Genomic DNA, 17393 nt, shown 5'->3' on the forward strand with positions numbered 1-17393 from the left:
GGGGACAGGGCAAGGTGGGGGGGAACTGCGGGAGCGCGGCGCGACTCGACAGCCAAAGCACAAGACGCAGTCACAGCAAGCAAGGCCCTCACCCCAACCCTCTCCCAGAGGGAGAGGGGAAGAAAGGGAGCCAGTGGGAGCCGATTGCTAGTCCGCCGGGCTACCGTCTGCTCTCGCCACGCCCTTCAGCGCAAAACGACCCGGTCATGCAAAAAATCCAGCAGCGCCCGGACGCGCGCCGGCAGGTGGCCCCCGGGGCCAACAAAAACCGCGTGGATCTCTTCCCGGTCGCCGGGGTTGAACGCCTCCAGCAACGCGACAAGCCGCCCTGCCGCGATATCGGCTTCGGCCTGAAATGTCGCGAGCCGCGCGACGCCGACGCCCGCGACCGCCAGTTGTCGCATCGCCTCGCCATCGCTGATCCGCGTGTTGCCGGTCGGCGTCAGCATCCAGGGCTGGCCGTCGACGCGGAACGGCCACGCCTCGACAGCGCGCGAATAGCCCAGGCGAATCAGATTGTGGCCCGCCAGATCCGCCGGGATTTTGGGGATCCCCTGTCGTTCGAGGTAGGTGGGCGCGGCGACGACGATTTTGCCCGTCTCGCCGAGCTTTCGGGCAATCAAGCCGGAACTCTTCAACGGACCGGCGCGGATCGCCAGATCCGTCCGTGCCTCGACAAGATCGATCACGGCATCGGTCAGGACGATCTCCAGCGTGATGCCGGGATGGCAGGCCAGAAAATCCGGGACGATCGGCAGGAGGATCTGCGTGCCGAAGGGGACATTGACGCTGACCCGTAGCGGTCCGGATGGCGTGCCGGTCGTCGACATGCTGCGCTCGGCCTCGTCGAGATCGGCGAGTAGCCGTACGCTTCGTTCGAAGAAGTCGGTTCCCTCGGCCGTGAGTTGAAGGCGCCGGGTCGTGCGGTTAATCAGCCTCGCCCCAAGCCGCGTTTCGAGCCGCGAAACCAGCTTGCTGACGGCAGAGGGGGTCATGCGGCAGGCGCGGGCCGCGGCCGAGAAGCCGCCCAACTCGACGACACGGACGAACACAGACATTTCGCCAAAGCGGTTGATTTCGCTCATGCTGAATTCAATTCACAAATCCTGTGCCTGCTGCAAGTCTAGTTCACGAACCCTCTTCGGTCCATCTTCTGGCCAACCAAGGTTCACGCAGAGATTCCAAAATGCCTCTCGCTCTCTATGCCCTGACCGCCGGTGCCTTCGGCATCGGCGTCACGGAGTTCGTCATCATGGGCTTGCTGATGGAGGTTGGCGCCGATTTCGGCGTTTCGATCTCGATGGCGGGTCTGCTTATTTCCGGCTATGCGCTCGGCGTGGTGGTCGGCGCGCCGATCCTCACCGCCTTGACCAGCCGGCTTTCCCGGAAGACGACACTGCTGGCGCTGATGGCCGTTTTCACAATCGGCAACGCCGCCTGCGCCTTGGCGCCTGATTATGCGACGCTGATGGCGGCGCGCGTGCTGACGGCCTTTGCGCATGGCACGTTCTTCGGTGTCGGGTCTGTCGTGGCCACGTCTCTGGTGGCGCCGGATCGCCGCGCCTCGGCGATCGCCATCATGTTCACCGGCCTGACCGTCGCCAATGTTCTTGGCGTGCCGTTCGGCACATGGCTGGGCCAGGCCTTTGGCTGGCGCTCGACATTCTGGGCGGTAGCCCTTGTCGGTCTTGCCGCTTTCGCCATTCTCGCGGCTCTTGTGCCGCGCGACAAGCCGTCGACGACGGTGCCGGATTTCCGTAGCGACCTGAAGGCGCTGATGCGTCGGCCGGTACTGCTCGGTCTTCTCACCACCGTGCTCGGCTATGCCGGCGTGTTTGCCGTCTTCACCTATATCGTCCCGCTGCTGACCCAGATCACCGGGTTTTCGGAGGGCGCCGTCTCGCCGATCCTGCTCGTCTTCGGCGCAGGCACGATTATTGGCAATCTGCTCGGCGGCAAGCTGGCGGATCGTCGTCTCGTTCCGACCATGCTCGGCAGCCTTCTGCTGCTGACGATCGTGCTGGCCCTGACGGGGTTCGCGCTGCAGAACCGCGTGCTGGCCGTGGTCGCCATCGGTCTGCTCGGAGCCTCGGCTTTCGCGACCGTCGCGCCGTTGCAGATGTGGGTTTTGGAAAAGTCACAAGGGGCGGGGCAGAGCCTAGCGTCGAGCTTCAACATTGCCGCCTTCAATCTTGGCAATGCCATCGGCGCCTGGCTTGGTGGCGCGGTGATCGATCATGGCCCCGGCCTTGCGGGAGTGACCTGGGTGGCGGCGCTGCTGCCGCTGGCGGGTTTTGGCGTGGCGCTCTGGGCGCTGCGGATGACGCGGGCGCGGCCAGACGGCGTGCCACTGGCGGAATGCGCCGCGGTCAAATAGAGCGCGATTCTCAAGAGGGGCGGCGGTATTCGCCGCCCCTCCTTCCAAATCAGGCGCCAATAGCGTCCAACAAACTTCGGCCGCAACAAACGGATCGCTGCCGCGCTTCTCCGCTTCTAGTTCTGCGCCTCCACAGATGGAGGTTTTCATGTCGTCACTACGAAACAAGGTGGCCATCGTCACCGGCGCGTCGTCGGGCATCGGCCTTGCCGCGGCAAACCTGTTTGCCGCGGAAGGGGCTGCCCTGGTCCTGAACGCGCGCGGATCCGAAGCCTTGGAGGCCGCGGCAGAAGCAATTCGGCGGCAAGGAGGCAAGGCCTTTGCCGTCGTTGGCGATGTGAGCCAGCCGGAAACGCATGAGGCCTTGACGCAAGCCGCTCTGCGCGAATTCGGCGGTCTCGACATCGCGATCAACAATGCCGGCCTGGTCGGGCCGATCGCTCCACTCGCCGAAATCTCGGTCGAGGCATGGGAGGCGACGCTAGCCGCCAACCTGACATCCGCCTTCTTGGCTAGCCGCCGTCAGATCCCCGCCATGCTCCAGCGCGGCGGCGGGTCGATCGTCTTCACCTCGACCTTCGTTGGCACCAGCGTCGGGATTCCCGGCATGGGTGTCTATGGCGCCGCGAAGGCGGGGTTGATGGGACTGGTGAAGGGAATTACTGCCGACTATGGCAGCCAGGGCATCCGGGCGAATGCGCTTCTGCCGGGCGGTGTCGATACGGCGATGGCGGGTGATACGGCGCAAAAGGAATGGGCGGCAGGACTGCATGCCCTGAAGCGGATTGCCCAGCCGGAGGAAATCGCTCAGGCGATGCTGTTCCTGGCAGGACCGATGTCCAGTTTTGTGGCGGGGTCGGCCCTGTATGCCGATGGCGGCAACGCAGCGGTCAAATAGCCCGACAAGGCGGGAAGCGCGCAGGCGTAGCAAGGCGCCATCTGCCTCAGAGAACCAGCGGCGTCGATCGGATCGCCGCCCTTTTTCCGTTTCAGGCGGCGTCGACGGTGAGCGGCAGCATTCTTTCGCGCGAGGCGGCGAGAAGCCGGGTCATGGCATCGGACGCATCTTTGGGGCGGCGGGCGACGATGGCGGTGCGAACGGCGTCGTGCAGGGCAATGTCCTCGTTCGGCGGCGCGGCGTGCTGTTGCAGCATTTCCGACGAGACGCGGAGCGCCGATTTGACGGCGCTGCCGATGGTCACGAACAGGCCGTTATGCGAGGCGTTGATCACGGCCAGATGGAAGCCGAGCGCCGATTCCGACGTTGCCTTGATCGGCAGCTTCTGGTCATAGGCGGCGACCAGCTCGTAAAAAAAATGCTCGATCTTGGCCAGATCCTCGGCAGTGCCGTCGCGCGCCGCCAGGAACGAGGCGCGCGGCTCGAAGCAGAGGCGCATTTCAAAAATGTCCTCGACGATCTTGTGATCGAACTGCGCCTGAAGCCGCCAGGCGAGCACGTCGCGGTCGAGCAGGTTCCATTCGGCGAAGGGCATGACCCGCGTGCCGATTTTTGGCGAGACCTCGATCAGCCGCTTGCCCGCAAGGCTTTTCACCGCCTCGCGAATCGTCGTCCGGCTGACGCCATAGGTCTGGCACAGCTCGCTTTCGATCGGCAGGGACGTTCCGGGCACGAATTCGCCGGAGACGATCCGGACGCCAATGTGATTGGCGACCTGCGCGCTCATCGTCCCAACCGGTAGAAGCTCGCGCTCCAGCATCACACCCTCTCCCGCCAAGTCTAATCCCTTTACGCGGTTTTCGATCGACAGGCCAAGTCCCCGCTCCGGGTTTGGAACGAGGGGCGGTTTCGGGGCGTGGCTTGCTGGCGACGAGCCGATTGACAAACCCCGAGATCAAAACCATGATCGACGTATATGATAATACCATTGAGGCCACCTTGGGGAGAGGGCACTTTGGGAAATCGTATCGGATGCCGATGCCGGACCCTGTTTTCCGGTCTCGGATAGCCCGCAACCCCTGTGTTCGGAGCCGCGTATCGCAGCCCGGTTGGGATGAGGATCCGGCAAGGCGCACGGAGCAGAGGACCGGGCCGGTCGTTGAAGATAATTCGGTCGCTTGCGAGCGACGACCAAGACGAGAAGAAAAAATTGTCGCCGGAGGACGGGTCTTGTTGGGAGATCCGAGGTGCGACAGCAAAGCGGAGGAATCGCGATATGCGGAAGTTTATGACGAAGGCGCTCGCCACGGTGGCGTTGCTGGCGATGACGGCCGGCGCCCAGGCCAAGGAAACCGTTGTCTGGTGGGACTTCCTGTCCGGCGGCGACGGCGTGCGGATGAAGTCGCTGATCGACGAGTTCAACAAGACGAACCCGGACATCGAGATCCAGGCGACGACGCTCGAATGGGGCATCCCGTTCTACACCAAGGTGCAGACCTCGGCCGCCGTCGGCGAAGGTCCCGACGTCATGACCTACCACCTGTCGCGCCTGCCGCTTGGCGTCGATTCGGGCGTCCTGCGCGAGATCACCGCGGACGAGCTGAAGGCTGCCGGCATCGAGGGTGCCAATTATGCGCCGGCTAACTGGAAGGCCGCGCAGGTCGATGGCAAGCAGTATGCCGTGCCGTTCGACATCCACTCGATCGTTCTGTTCTACAACAAGGACGCGCTGAAGAAGGCCGATCTGCTCGGCGAAGACGGCAAGCCGAAGGGTTTTGACGGCATCGAGAACTTCGACGCGGCGTTGAAGAAGCTCAAGGATGCCGGCTCCGACTACGGCATGTCGTTCCAGACGGCCGGCGATGGCGGCGTCTGGCGCATCTTCTATTCGCTCTTCAACCAGCAGGGCGGCGACTTCTACAAGGACGGCAAGTTCCTCGACGGCGACAATGTCGACAAGGCCGCCAAGGCTGCCGGCGCGATGGCGAAGTGGGTCTCGGATGGCGTCGTGCCGAAGCAGACCGACTACAACCCGTCGATCGCCCTCTTCACGTCCGGCAAGGCGCCGCTGCTGATGAACGGCGTCTGGGAAGTGCCGACGATGGCCGACCTCTCCAAGCAGGGCAAGCTCGGCTTCGAGTGGGGCGCGGTCCAGATCCCGACACTGTTCGACAAGCCCGCCACCTGGGCTGACTCGCACGCCTTCGCCATTCCGGACCGCAAGGGCAAGGAAATCTCGCCCGAGAAGCTCAAGGCTGTCCTGACCGCGATCAAGTGGATGAACGAGCACTCGATCAGCTGGGCCAATGCCGGTCACATCCCGGCCTATATCCCCGTGACCGAGACCGAGGCGTTCAAGACGATGGAGCCGAACGCGACCTATTCGTCGCTGGCTGCTACCGCCGTCTTCGATCCGACCAGCAAGCTCGCTGGCGTGGCATCGCCGGTCTACGAGGCTTCCGCCAACAACATCACCACCACGGTGAATGGCGACATGGATCCGCAGGCCGGTGCCGAGGGTCTGCGCGACGAGCTGCAGGCACTCCAGGAGTAGTCCGCACGGACTGACGCTTCACGACCCGGCCGGTTCGCTGGCCGGGTCACCCGCCTTGAAGCCTGGAAGCCTCCCATGCACACCAAATCACGCGATAACTGGGTCGCGGCGGCCTTCGTCGCCCCCTTCGTGATCGCCTATCTCGTTCTGTTCCTCTATCCGACCGTGAGGATGATCTTCCTCACCTTCACCGATGCCCCGTTGATCGGCACGGGCGGCTGGGTTGGATTCAAGAACTATCTGAGGCTCTTCAACGACAAGGCCTATATCAACGCCTTCTGGAACACCGGCTACTTCGTTCTCCTGACGGTGATCCCGAACACCTTGCTCGGCCTCGTCTTCGCGATGATGGTCAATCGCCAGAAGGGCTACGTCCAGAGCTTGATCCTGGCCGCGTTCTTCCTGCCCTACATCCTGCCCGTCTCGGTCGTCTTCCGGATCTGGGAATGGATCATGGACTACCAGTTCGGCATCGCGCAGTACGCGCTGGATGCGTTCTATGGCGAGCGGGTCGCGGTGTTCCGTAACAAGGCATGGGCGATGCCGATGATTGCCTTCGTCACCATCTGGTGGACGATCGGCTTCAACGTCCTTCTGTTCATCGCCGGTCTGCGCAACATCTCGCAGGACATGTATGACGCCTCGGCGCTCGATGGCGCCAACCGCTGGAAGCAGTTCCGCTTCATCACCTGGCCGCTGATCTGGCCGGTGACGGCGCTTGTGCTCACCATCCAGCTCATCCTGCAGCTGAAGATCTTCGATCAGCTCTATCTGCTGACGCTTGGCGGCAACGTCAACAACACGATGGTGCTGGTCCAGTACATCTACAAACAGGCGTTCCAGCTGAACAAGGGCGGCTATGGCGCGACGGTCGCGTTCTCGCTGTTCATGATCATCGTCGTTGTTTCCGTGCTGCAATACCAGGTTCTGAGGGCCAAGCCGCGATGAACATTGTCAAGATAGACTTCGCGGGCCGCCTGATCACCCTGGTGACGCTGGCCATCGCCATTGTCTGGGCCTTCCCGCTCTACTGGGCGATCATCACGACGCTGAAGCCCGAGTTCGAGGTCGTGCAGCCAGGCATCAACCTGCTGCCGAAAACCTGGACGCTCGAGTCCTATGCGCATGTGCTGACGACAACGAAGATCGGCCGTTGGTATCTGAATTCGGTCGTCGTCTCGGTCGTCGTGACGATCCTGGTCGTCATGATGGGCGCGCTCTGCGGCTATGCGCTGTCGCAACTGCGGTTCCGCGGCCGAACGGTGCTCTGGTTCACCGTGCTCGCCAGCTTCATGGTGCCGATCCAGGCGCTGATCGTGACGCATTTTGTGCTGATGAGCCAACTCGGCCTGATCAACACCTGGCTCGGCATCATCCTGCCGCAGCTGATCGTTCCGGTGGTGGTGATTGTCTACAAGCAGTTCTTCGACAGCGTGCCGAAGGATTTTCGCGAGGCGGCGCGCGTCGACGGCGCGGGCGAGTTCGACATCTTCCTCCGCATCTTCCTGCCGATGAACTGGGGCGTCACGACCGCGCTCGCGATCATCACCTTCATCGGTGCCTGGAACAGCTTCCTCTGGCCCTTCCTCGTTTCGACGTCCGAGGACACGATGACGATCACCGTCGGCATCACCCAGGTGAAGGACAATTTCGGCGTCCAGTACGCCCGAAACCTTGCCGCCGCCGTGCTCGCGGCCATGCCCGTCGCCATCGCCTACCTGATTTTCCAGCGTCGCGTGACGCAGGCGATCATGCTTTCCGCCGGCATCAAGGGTTGATGCCGGAAATTTCAACCTCCGCCGCACCCACTCCCCGAAACGGGATCGCGGTGGTTTCCTTCAAGGCCCATTCGAGAGCTTCCATCCCATGTTGAACGCCAGACTTATCGTTGACCGCGACTTCGTCGTTTCCGAACTCGATCGCCGCATCTTCGGCACCTTCGTCGAGCATATGGGCCGCTGCGTTTACGGCGGTATCTATGAGCCCGGCCATGCCACCGCCGACGAGGACGGCTTTCGCGGCGACGTGCTGGAGCTGACCCGCGAACTCGGCACCACCATCATCCGCTATCCCGGCGGCAATTTCCTGTCCGGCTACAATTGGGAAGACGGCGTCGGCCCGGCCGACAAGCGCCCCGTCCGCCGCGACCTCGCCTGGTTCTCGACCGAGACGAACCAGTTCGGCACCAATGAATTCATGAAGTGGTCGAAGAAGGCCAATATCGAGCCGATGTTCGGCGTCAATCTCGGCACCAAGGGCGCCGATGAGGCGCGTCAGTTCCTCGAATATTGCAACCATGACGGCGGCTCCGCGCTGTCGGATCTCCGCAAGGAACATGGTTTCGAGGCGCCGCACGACATCAAGTTCTGGTGCCTCGGCAACGAGATGGATGGCCCCTGGCAGATCTGCCACAAGACCGCCGAAGAGTATGGCCGCGTCGCGCTCGAAACCGCCAAGGTGATGCGCTGGGTCGATCCGACCATCCAGCTCGCCGCCTGCGGCTCGTCGCATCGCAACATGCCGACCTATGGCTCCTGGGAATATCAGGTCCTCGATCATTGCTATGACGAGGTCGATTTCATCTCCCTGCACACCTACTTCAACAACCACGGCGATTCCGCCGCCGAATATTTCGGCGTCATCGAGCTGCTGGACGCGTTCATCAAGGAAGTCGCGGCGATCTGCGACGCGGTCGGCGCCAAGCGTCGTTCGCACAAGAAGATCATGCTGTCGCTCGACGAATGGAACGTCTGGTACAAGACCCACAAGATCGAGAACATGCGCGTCCCCGGCTGGCCGGAAGCGCCGAAGCTGATCGAGGAAGTCTACAACACCGAAGACGCGCTGATCGTCGGCGGCGCCCTGATCGCCATGCTGAACAACGCCGACCGCGTCAAGGTTGCGTGCCTGGCGCAGCTGGTCAACGTCATCGGCCCGATCATGACGGAAACCGGTGGCGACGCCTGGCGCCAGACGATTTTCCATCCGTTCGCGCTCGCCTCGAAGCATGGCCATGGCCGCGTGCTGAAAAGCGTCGCCGAGTCGGAATCCTACAGCGCCAAGACCTTCCCGGAGATCCCGTATCTCTATGCGACGGTCATCGACAATCCGGCCGATGGCACCACGACGGTCATCGCGCTCAACCGCAGCCTGACGGATTCGATGGAAGTGGAAGTCGAGCTCCGCGGCCTCGGCACCGACCGCGAGCTGGTGCATGCGACCGAGCTGCACCATTCGAACCTCAAGGCCGTCAACACCAAGGACGCGCCGAACACCGTCGCGCCGAAGGCCAACAAGGACGTGACGATCAACGGCGAGCGGATGACCGTCCGCCTGAAGCCCGCCTCGTTCAACGTCATCACGACGAAGGCAACGCCGGTCGGCAACGCCTGAGCCTGACCGTTCCCCATTGAACGCCCGACTTGCGCCCGCATCCTCACCGATGCGGGCGTTTTTTTGACTCAGCCACTCTGGAACCGATGCCGACCTCGGTCGAAATCGCTCCGGCTCAATCGGTCGCGTTGCGATTTTTTCAACACGACCCTATGACATCGGCATGGCCATCATCGATCTTGCCAATCCGACGCGCTTCATGACGCTGACCGATCGCCTCCTGCCCTGGCTCTGGGGCGTGACGCTGCTCGTGCTCGGCTGCGGTCTCTATCTCGGTCTGTTCGTCGCGCCTGCCGATTACCAGCAGGGCGAGACGGTCAAGATCATGTTCATCCATGTGCCGGCCGCCTGGCTCGCCATGTTCGGCTACGGCATGATGGCCGCCTCGGCCCTCGGCACGCTGATTTGGCGCCACCCGCTCGCGGACGTGGCTGCCAAGGCGACCGCGCCGGTTGGCGCTGCCTTCACGCTGATGGCGCTGATCACCGGCTCGCTCTGGGGCAAGCCGATGTGGGGCACCTGGTGGGAATGGGACGCCCGCATGACGTCGGTGCTGATCCTTTTCCTGATGTATCTCGGCCTGATCGCGCTCTGGAACGCCATCGAGGACCCGATCAAGGGCGGCCGCGTCGGCGCCGTGCTGATCCTGGTCGGCTCGGTCAATCTGCCGATCATCAAGTTTTCAGTCGATTGGTGGAACACGCTGCACCAGCCCGCCAGCGTGTTTCGCATGGGCGGTTCGACGATCGACGCCAGCATGCTCTATCCGCTGCTGATCTGCGCCATTGGTGCGACGCTGCTGTTCCTCACCTTGAGTTTGATGGCGATGCGTAACGAGATCCTGCGCCGCCGTATCCGGGCGCTGCGCCTCGTCGCTGCGGCAACCCCGGTGGGAGTTTCGGCATGATCGAGGCCCTAGGACCGCATGCCGGCTTTATCCTCGCGGCCTATGCCGTCAGCGCCTTGATCGTGCTGGTTGTTCTTGGCTGGATTCTCTTGGATGGCGTCCTGCTGCGCCGGCAGATGCGCGACCTCGAAGCGCGCGGCATCCGTCGTCGTTCGGCGCGCAAGGCCGCCGCCAAAGCCTCCGACGTCAAGGCTGCGTCATGACGGCTACCGAAACCCGGCCGGGGCGGTCCCTCGGGCGGAAAATCGCCATCTGGACGCCGATTGCCGTCTTCGCCGCGCTCGCGGTCCTCGTTCTCATTCGGCTGGAGCAGGGCGGCGATCCCTCGCTGATCCCGTCCGCGCTGATCGGGCGCGCGGCTCCGGTCACGGTTCTGCCGCCGCTGGAAGGTCTTGACCGGCCCGGCATCGATACCGCCGATTTCGCCGGTAAGGTGACGCTGGTCAATATCTGGGCTTCGTGGTGCGTGCCTTGCCGCGAGGAACATCCGATCCTCGAAAAGCTGGCGACAGACAAGCGCATCAACCTGGTCGGCATCAACTACAAGGACCAGGCAGCGAATGCGCGCGCCTTCCTCGGCCAGATGGGCAATCCCTACGCGGCTGTCGGTGTCGATGAAAAGGGCAGGGGCTCGATCGACTGGGGCGTCTATGGCGTGCCGGAGACGTTTTTGGTCGGCCGAGACGGCAAGATCCTGTTCAAGTTCGTCGGCCCGCTCAGCGAGCAGAGCCTGGCCACCGGCCTGATGCCCGAGATCGAAAAGGCGCTGGCCGCGCCGTGAGCCGCTGCTTTTTTACCTCTCCCTGAGGGAGAGGTCGACGCACGCAGTGCGGCGGGTGAGGGTTTACGGCCTCACCGGATGGTTCCCTAAACCCTCTCCCGGCTCTTCGAGCCGACCTCTCCATCAGGGAGAGGTGAGAAGTCAGATTCCACCTAGATGGATCTTGCCTGGCAGGGACCGGCATTTCTGCATCAGGCGGCCTCCCAGCAAGCCTGTCCGCCACTTTCCGCAAACCGCACGATCATCATCCTGAGGTGCCCGGCGCAGCCGGGCCTCGAAGGAGGGTCCAGGAAGCGCTGGCGTTCTGCTCGTCCCTCCTTCGAGGCTTCGCTCACGCGAAGCACCTCAGGATGATGGGGAGCGGGCAATGATCGGGGCGGAAGTCCGAGTGCGGGGTCAGCAAGTATAACAAGCAAGCCCCTCACCCAACCCTCTCCCGCAAGCGGGCGAGGGCTTTTTTGGGCCGGTGTGGCGTCGACGGCGAGACTGGGTGCAGTGAGCTCCCTCTACCGCTTGCGGGAGAGGGTTGGGGTGAGGGCCTGTTGCAGCATCCCCCTCAGCGGATCGGCTGTGCCTTCTCTTCCGGGATCGTCGTGCGGGTAATCAGCGGCAGCTGGAACAGCGTGAAGACGAAGGTCAGCGGCATGATGCCGAATACCTTGAAGTTGACCCACAGATCGGTCGCCGCCTTCGGATCACTGAGATAGGCGTCTGCGCCCTTCCAGATCACGATGTTGAGGACTGCCAGCGCCAGGAAGAACAGGCCCCAGCGGAAGGTCAGCTTGCGCCAGCCCTCATCCGTCAGCTTGAAGACGGAATCAAACACGTAGCCAAGCAGGGAGCGGCCGAACAGCAGGCCGCCGAGCAGCACGACGCCGAACAGCGTGTTGACGATGGTCGGCTTCAGCTTGATGAACGTGTCGTCATGCAGCCACAGCGTCAGGCCGCCGAAAACGACGACGACGACGCCCGTCACCAGCGGCATGATCGGCAGTTTTCGCGTCATCGCATAGGAGACGGCGAGCGCTGCCAGCGTCGCGACCATGAAAAGCCCGGTCGCCCAATAGATGTCGGCCCGCGCATTGGCAAAGAAGAACACGCCGAGCGGTCCGAGTTCGAGCGCCAGCTTCAGGAGCGGATTGAGCTCCTTGCGGGCGGGATCGTTGGGGGCGCGTTCGATTTCGATTGTCATGGTTGGCTTTCGGTGGTGGTCGCCAACAGATAAGGCGAATTTAGCGGCTGATCTATGGCGCAGGTCACGCAGCGATACCTGCGATGGCCTTGGCAAACTCGTCGGCCGAGAATGGTTCGAGGTCGTCGACGCCCTCGCCGACGCCGATAAAGTGGATCGGCAGGCCGAATTTGGCGGCAATCGCTACCAGAATGCCGCCCCGCGCCGTTCCGTCCAGCTTGGTCATGACCAGGCCGGTGACGCCGGCAACGCGGCCAAAAATCTCGACTTGTTGAAGCGCGTTCTGGCCGGTGGTTGCGTCCAGCGTCAGCAAAACGCTGTGCGGCGCAGTCGGATCCTGCTTCTTGATCACGCGAATGATCTTTTCCAGCTCCGCCATCAGTTCGGTGCGGTTCTGCAATCGTCCGGCCGTATCGATCAAAAGAACGTCAGTGCCGGCGGCCTGCGCATCCTTGAGCGCATCGAAGGCAAGGCCGGAGGCGTCGGCGCCGATGGCGCGGGCAACGATGGTCGAGCCGGTGCGCTGGGCCCAGATCTTGAGCTGCTCCACCGCCGCCGCGCGAAACGTGTCGCCGGCGGCGAGCATGACCGAGCGGCCTTCGGCGCGCAGTTTTGCCGACAGCTTGCCAATCGTCGTCGTCTTGCCGGTGCCGTTGACGCCGACGACGAGGATGACATGCGGCTTGCGGGCCGGATCGATCACCAGCGGCTTCGCCACCGGGATCAGAACTTTTCGCACTTCCTCGGCCAGGACCGTCCGGACTTCGTCGCCGTCGATTTCCTTGTCGAAGCGGCCCTTCTTCAGGGCGGCGGTGATCGCGGCGGCGGTCGTCAGTCCGAGGTCGGCCTGAATCAGGACGTCTTCAAAATCGTCCAGCGTCTCGTTGTCGAGCTTGCGCTTGGTGAAGACGGAAACGATGCCGTCCGAAAGCGCACTCGAAGAGCGTGACAGGCCGGCGCGCAGACGCTGGAACCAGTTCTGTTTCGGCGCGGGCTCGGGGGCAGGGGCCGGTGCTTCGGGAGCGGCGAAGAAGCCGGTTTTTCGCGGCGCGACGGGCGCTTCGACCGGAGCTGGCTCCGGCTCGATGACGAGCGGAATCGGTTCGGGTGCGACTTCAGCCTCGAATTCGACCGGCGCTATCGCCTCGACGACTTCGATCGCTTCCACGGGCTCGACGATGACGGGAGCCGGCGGCTCGACCGCGATCGGCTCGATCACTTCCGGTGTGGCAGGCTCGGCAGCAACAACCGCTTCGGGAGAAACGACGGGTTCCGGAGCGGCGGGCGCAACAGGCTCCGGGGCCGGCTGCGGCGCGACGACGGTCTCGGCCACAACTTCCGGCTCGACCGGCTTGGGAGCGCCGCCGCCGAAAAAGCGGCGGAACAGGCCCTTCTTTTCTTCTGCCATGGTTCAGGCGGCCTCTGCGAGTGGTGTGGCAAGGAGGCCCGATGCCGTCCGTCCAGTGATTTGGGCCAGGACAAGCGTCCCGGCAGCGATGCCCGGCATGGTGACCGGCGTAAAATGTTCGGTGCGGCCCAGGCCGCCCTTTTCCATCAGCACGTGGCGCGTCGCGCCGATCTCGCGGTCGAGATGGGCGGTCAACGTTGCCTGGCCTTTTTCTCGCAGCCGCGCGGCGCGAGCCTTGATGGTTGGGTGGTCGAGCTGCGGCATCCGCGCCGCCGGCGTGCCGGGGCGGGGCGAGAACGGGAAGACATGCAGATGCGTCAGCCCGCAATCATCGACCATGGCCAGCGAATTCTCGAACATCGCCTCGGTCTCGGTCGGGAATCCGGCAATGATATCGGCGCCGAAGACGACGTCGGGCCGAAGTTTTCGCACGTCCTCGCAAAAGCGGATCGCATCGGCGCGGCCATGCCTGCGCTTCATCCGCTTCAGGATCATGTCGTCGCCGGCCTGCAGCGACAGGTGGAAATGCGGCATTAGCCGCTCGTCCTCGCCGATCGCCCGCATCAGGGCGTCGTCCACCTCGATCGTGTCGATCGAGGAGAGCCTTAGTCGCGGCAATTCCGGGACGAGCCGCAAAATGGTGGCAACCAGCGTGCCGAGGCTCGGCTTGCCGGGGAGGTCGCTGCCATAGGCGGTCATGTCGACGCCGGTCAGCACGATCTCGGCATTGCCGGTCGCGACCAGCTGGCGGATCTGCTCGACCACGGCGCCCATCGGCACCGAGCGCGAGGGACCGCGGCCATAGGGGATGATGCAGAAGGTGCAGCGGTGATCGCAGCCATTCTGCACCTGCACGAAGGTGCGGGTATGGCCGTCCATGCCGGCGACGAGATGACCCGCCGTCTCGCGCACATCCATTATATCCGCGACCTTGACCCGCTCATGGTCCGCAATACGGAGGCCCAGCGGCCGGTAGGCGGCGGCGGTCAGCTTCTCCTCATTGCCGAGGATCAGGTCGACTTCGGGCATCGCCGCGAAAGTGGCGGCTTCCGTCTGCGCGGCGCAGCCGGAGACGACAATCTTGATATCGGGCTGTTCGCGGCGGGTCCGGCGGATGGTTTGCCGTGCCTGGCGCACGGCCTCGGCGGTGACGGCACAGGTGTTGATGATCACCGCGTCGGTCAGGCCCGCTTCCGCCGCTCTCGTCCGCATCACCTCGGTTTCGAGCGTGTTGAGGCGGCAGCCGAAGGTGATCGTCTCAATCGTCATGCGCGGCGGGCGACCGTATCCGGCGCGACCTCGATGCGGACTTCGTCGCCGAGGACGATCACGCCCTCATGCTCGAATTCGGCGGCGCCGGTCATCAGGATATGGTTGTCGGCACGCCATTCGATGTTGAGCACGCCGCCCGGCAGGCGGACATCGACAGTGCGGCCGGTCTTGCCGAGGCGGGCGGCGGAGACGGCGGTGGCGCAGGCGGCCGTGCCGCAGGCCAGCGTCAGCCCGGCGCCGCGCTCCCAGACGCGCAGCGTGATCGAATGATCCGAGGTCACCTCTGCGATCGAGATATTGGCGCGATCGGGAAACATCGGGTCGCGCTCGAGGATCGGGCCGATGCGGCCGAGATCGATTGTCGCGACATCGTCGACCCAATAAATCGCGTGCGGGTTGCCGATATTGGCGACAGCCGGCCGCGACAGGATCGGCGCGTCGACCGGGCCGAAGCTCAGGTCGATCGTGGTCGTGTCCTCGAACGGCACGGAGAGCGGGATCTCGGCCCAGCCGAAGCGCGGTTCGCCCATGTCGACGGTGATGGTCTCGGCGTCCCTCGCCACGACATCGAGCAGGCCGGCCGAGGTTTCGAGCTTGAACGTCTGGCGGCCGGTCTCGCGCATCAGCACGAGCGCGACGCAGCGCGTGCCGTTGCCGCAGGCGCCGGACAGCGAACCGTCGGTGTTGAAGATCGTCATGAAGGCGTCGGTGCCGGCGGTCTTCGGCGGCTCGATCACCATCAGCTGGTCGAAGGCCGTGCGCGGGTCGGCGGCGATGGCGCGCGCCGAGGTGGCGTCGAGGCGCGTTTCGGCCTCGCGCATGTCGAGCACGGTGATCTGGTTGCCGATGCCGTTCATCTTGGCGAAGGGGGCGTTCATGACGTTCCGATCATCACGCTTCCGGACAGGGTCCGGAGCCTTGAGTTTGTCGCGCATATATGGCGGAAAGATCAGAGAAATTCCATACTGACGCGCACGTCGAGGCCGGATTGGCGGGCTGAAGCGACAACAATCGTGTCGCCCGGCGTCCGGGACCGGCGTTCAGGGCGACCAAGAGGAAGCTAGCCTACGCAAAACAGGGGCGAAGTAACGTAAACTGGCCGCAAGGTCGTCGTTTCGGCTCGGCGCGGCTTGCGGGCCGTCATCGAGGCTGCTTCACTGCCCCTCCGCCTCGAGGACCCTGCTTCGCCTCGTGAATGCACGAACGGTTCGACGGCCCATCGGGATGGGCCGAGGTCGTGCTTCTCTTCTGTCGATGGACATCTGCATGTCGCTTGATATCGCTACCCGCGTCTATAATCACGGCTTCCGGATCGATCCCATCGTCCGCACGCTGCTGGATACGGACTTCTACAAGTTCCTGATGCTGCAGCTCATTCGCGAAAAATCGCGCGATGTCCGGGCGACGTTCGGGTTGATCAACCGGACCAAGACGGTGCGCCTGGCCGATGTCATCAACGAACAGGAGCTGCGCGACCAGCTCGACCATGCGCGTACGCTGCGCTTCCAGAAGAACGAGCTGATCTGGCTTGCCGGCAACACGTTCTATGGCGTGAAGCAGATCTTCAAGCCCGACTTCCTGGAGTGGCTGGAAGGTTTTCAGCTACCGGAATACGAGCTGCGCCGCACCGATGACGGCCAGTATGAGCTGCGCTTCGAGGGGCTTTGGAGCGAGACGACACTTTGGGAAGTGCCGGCGCTCGCCATCGTCAGCGAGCTGCGCGGCCGAGCCGCCATGAAAGGCATGAGCCGGTTCGAACTCGACGTGCTTTATGCCAAGGCCAAGGCCAAGCTCTGGAGCAAGATCGAGCGCCTGCGCGTCCTTGCCCAGGAAGGCCCGTTGAAGGTTTCCGATTTCGGCACCCGCCGCCGCCATAGCTATCTCTGGCAGAAATGGTGCGTCGAGGCGCTTCAGGAGGGGCTTGGCGATAATTTCGTCGGTACCTCCAACGTCAAGATGGCGATGGCCGCCGGCCTTGAGGCGATCGGCACCAATGCGCATGAGCTGCCGATGGTCTACGCCGCCCTGGCCGAAACCGACGAAGAACTGCGCAACGCGCCTTATGACGTGCTGCGCGACTGGCAGGAAATGTATGACGGCAATCTGCTGGTCATGCTGCCCGACACCTATGGCACGACGCAGTTCCTGCGCAACGCGCCGGACTGGATCTTGAACTGGAAGGGCCTGCGCCCGGATTCAAAGCCGCCGATCGAGGGCGCCGAGGAAGCCATCGCCTGGTGGCAGCTGCATGGCTCCGATCCGCGTGAAAAGCTGATCGTGCTGTCGGACGGCATGGACATCGACACGATCGAGGACGCGTCGCGGCATTTCCGCAACCGGGTCAATCTCTCGATCGGCTGGGGCACCAACGTCACCAATGACTTCCGCCATTGTGCGCCGGACGGCAAGGACGACCGGCTGCAGGCGATCTCGCTGGTCTGCAAGGTTGTCTCGGCCAATGGTCGCCCGGCGGTCAAGCTCTCCGACAACGCCAACAAGGCGACGGGACCAGCCGACGAGATCGCGCGCTACCGCCGCGTCTTCGGCCACCAGGATCTGATGGCCCAGCCGCTCCTCGTTTGAGGGGCGGAGCGGGGCAAGGCTTGGAGCC

16 protein-coding genes are annotated in these 17393 nt (G+C 63.7%); 10 read left to right on the forward strand and 6 right to left on the reverse strand.

Annotated elements, in window-relative coordinates; all coding sequences use genetic code 11:
* Nucleotides 1-185: 185 nt before the first annotated feature.
* Nucleotides 186-1085, reverse strand: coding sequence for a LysR family transcriptional regulator (locus OSH12_RS21325; RefSeq protein ID WP_266345646.1), 900 nt, complete (start codon nucleotides 1083-1085; stop codon nucleotides 186-188).
* Between the two features lie 101 nt (nucleotides 1086-1186).
* On the opposite strand from OSH12_RS21325, the gene OSH12_RS21330 reads away from it, so the two are divergent.
* Nucleotides 1187-2377 (forward strand): MFS transporter, encoded by a 1191-nt coding sequence (locus OSH12_RS21330; protein ID WP_266345647.1) that lies wholly within the window; start codon nucleotides 1187-1189, stop codon nucleotides 2375-2377.
* 148 nt (nucleotides 2378-2525) lie between these two features.
* Complete coding sequence (locus tag OSH12_RS21335) at nucleotides 2526-3275, forward strand: SDR family oxidoreductase (protein WP_266345648.1); 750 nt, start codon at nucleotides 2526-2528, stop codon at nucleotides 3273-3275.
* Nucleotides 3276-3366: 91 nt separating this feature from the next.
* Here the strand turns inward: OSH12_RS21335 and OSH12_RS21340 are convergent, their stop codons facing one another.
* On the reverse strand, nucleotides 3367-4095 hold the full coding sequence (locus OSH12_RS21340) for a FadR/GntR family transcriptional regulator (RefSeq protein WP_266345649.1): 729 nt from the start codon (nucleotides 4093-4095) through the stop codon (nucleotides 3367-3369).
* 456 nt (nucleotides 4096-4551) lie between these two features.
* Between OSH12_RS21340 and OSH12_RS21345 the strand changes: the two genes are divergently transcribed.
* From OSH12_RS21345 to OSH12_RS21375, 7 genes are all read left to right on the forward strand, one after another.
* Nucleotides 4552-5829, forward strand: coding sequence for an extracellular solute-binding protein (locus tag OSH12_RS21345; RefSeq protein WP_266345650.1), 1278 nt, complete (start codon nucleotides 4552-4554; stop codon nucleotides 5827-5829).
* A 75-nt stretch (nucleotides 5830-5904) separates the two neighbouring features.
* Complete coding sequence (locus OSH12_RS21350; protein ID WP_266345651.1) at nucleotides 5905-6777, forward strand: carbohydrate ABC transporter permease; 873 nt, start codon at nucleotides 5905-5907, stop codon at nucleotides 6775-6777.
* A complete protein-coding gene (locus OSH12_RS21355; protein WP_266345652.1) occupies nucleotides 6774-7607 on the forward strand; it encodes a carbohydrate ABC transporter permease in 834 nt (277 codons plus the stop codon). The genes OSH12_RS21350 and OSH12_RS21355 overlap by 4 nt, the downstream gene beginning before the upstream one ends.
* Before the next feature lie 91 nt (nucleotides 7608-7698).
* Nucleotides 7699-9222 carry an arabinosylfuranosidase ArfA gene (arfA, locus tag OSH12_RS21360; RefSeq protein ID WP_380224841.1) on the forward strand — a complete coding sequence of 508 codons (1524 nt, stop codon included), beginning with the start codon at nucleotides 7699-7701 and terminating at the stop codon, nucleotides 9220-9222.
* 163 nt (nucleotides 9223-9385) lie between these two features.
* Nucleotides 9386-10129, forward strand: coding sequence for a heme ABC transporter permease (locus OSH12_RS21365; protein ID WP_266345654.1), 744 nt, complete (start codon nucleotides 9386-9388; stop codon nucleotides 10127-10129).
* Nucleotides 10126-10332: a heme exporter protein CcmD gene (gene ccmD / locus OSH12_RS21370; RefSeq protein ID WP_266345655.1), complete on the forward strand. Its 207-nt coding sequence runs from the start codon at nucleotides 10126-10128 to the stop codon at nucleotides 10330-10332. Before OSH12_RS21365 ends, ccmD begins: the two co-directional genes overlap by 4 nt.
* Nucleotides 10329-10910 carry a DsbE family thiol:disulfide interchange protein gene (locus OSH12_RS21375; RefSeq protein ID WP_266345656.1) on the forward strand — a complete coding sequence of 194 codons (582 nt, stop codon included), beginning with the start codon at nucleotides 10329-10331 and terminating at the stop codon, nucleotides 10908-10910. The genes ccmD and OSH12_RS21375 overlap by 4 nt, the downstream gene beginning before the upstream one ends.
* 556 nt (nucleotides 10911-11466) lie before the next feature.
* On the opposite strand, the gene OSH12_RS21380 is transcribed toward OSH12_RS21375, so the two are convergent.
* The 4 genes from OSH12_RS21380 to dapF form a co-directional block, all read right to left on the reverse strand.
* The gene (locus OSH12_RS21380; RefSeq protein WP_266345657.1) at nucleotides 11467-12102 is read right to left on the reverse strand and encodes a septation protein A; all 636 of its coding nucleotides are present in this window, start codon (nucleotides 12100-12102) and stop codon (nucleotides 11467-11469) included.
* Between the two features lie 64 nt (nucleotides 12103-12166).
* Nucleotides 12167-13510, reverse strand: a complete 1344-nt coding sequence (gene ftsY, locus OSH12_RS21385) for a signal recognition particle-docking protein FtsY (protein ID WP_266345658.1) — start codon at nucleotides 13508-13510, stop codon at nucleotides 12167-12169.
* A 3-nt stretch (nucleotides 13511-13513) separates the two neighbouring features.
* Nucleotides 13514-14779 (reverse strand): tRNA (N(6)-L-threonylcarbamoyladenosine(37)-C(2))-methylthiotransferase MtaB, encoded by a 1266-nt coding sequence (gene mtaB / locus OSH12_RS21390; RefSeq protein ID WP_266345659.1) that lies wholly within the window; start codon nucleotides 14777-14779, stop codon nucleotides 13514-13516.
* A complete protein-coding gene (gene dapF / locus OSH12_RS21395) occupies nucleotides 14776-15660 on the reverse strand; it encodes a diaminopimelate epimerase (protein WP_266345660.1) in 885 nt (294 codons plus the stop codon). The genes mtaB and dapF overlap by 4 nt, the downstream gene beginning before the upstream one ends.
* Before the next feature lie 388 nt (nucleotides 15661-16048).
* Here dapF and pncB point away from each other — a divergent pair, with 388 nt between their 5' ends.
* Entirely contained in the window at nucleotides 16049-17365 is a 1317-nt protein-coding gene (gene pncB / locus OSH12_RS21400) for a nicotinate phosphoribosyltransferase (RefSeq protein ID WP_266345661.1), read from the forward strand.
* Nucleotides 17366-17393: the final 28 nt, after the last annotated feature.

It is taken from the genome of Kaistia terrae (assembly GCF_026344005.1).
Taxonomy (GTDB): Bacteria; Pseudomonadota; Alphaproteobacteria; order Rhizobiales; family Kaistiaceae; genus Kaistia; species Kaistia terrae.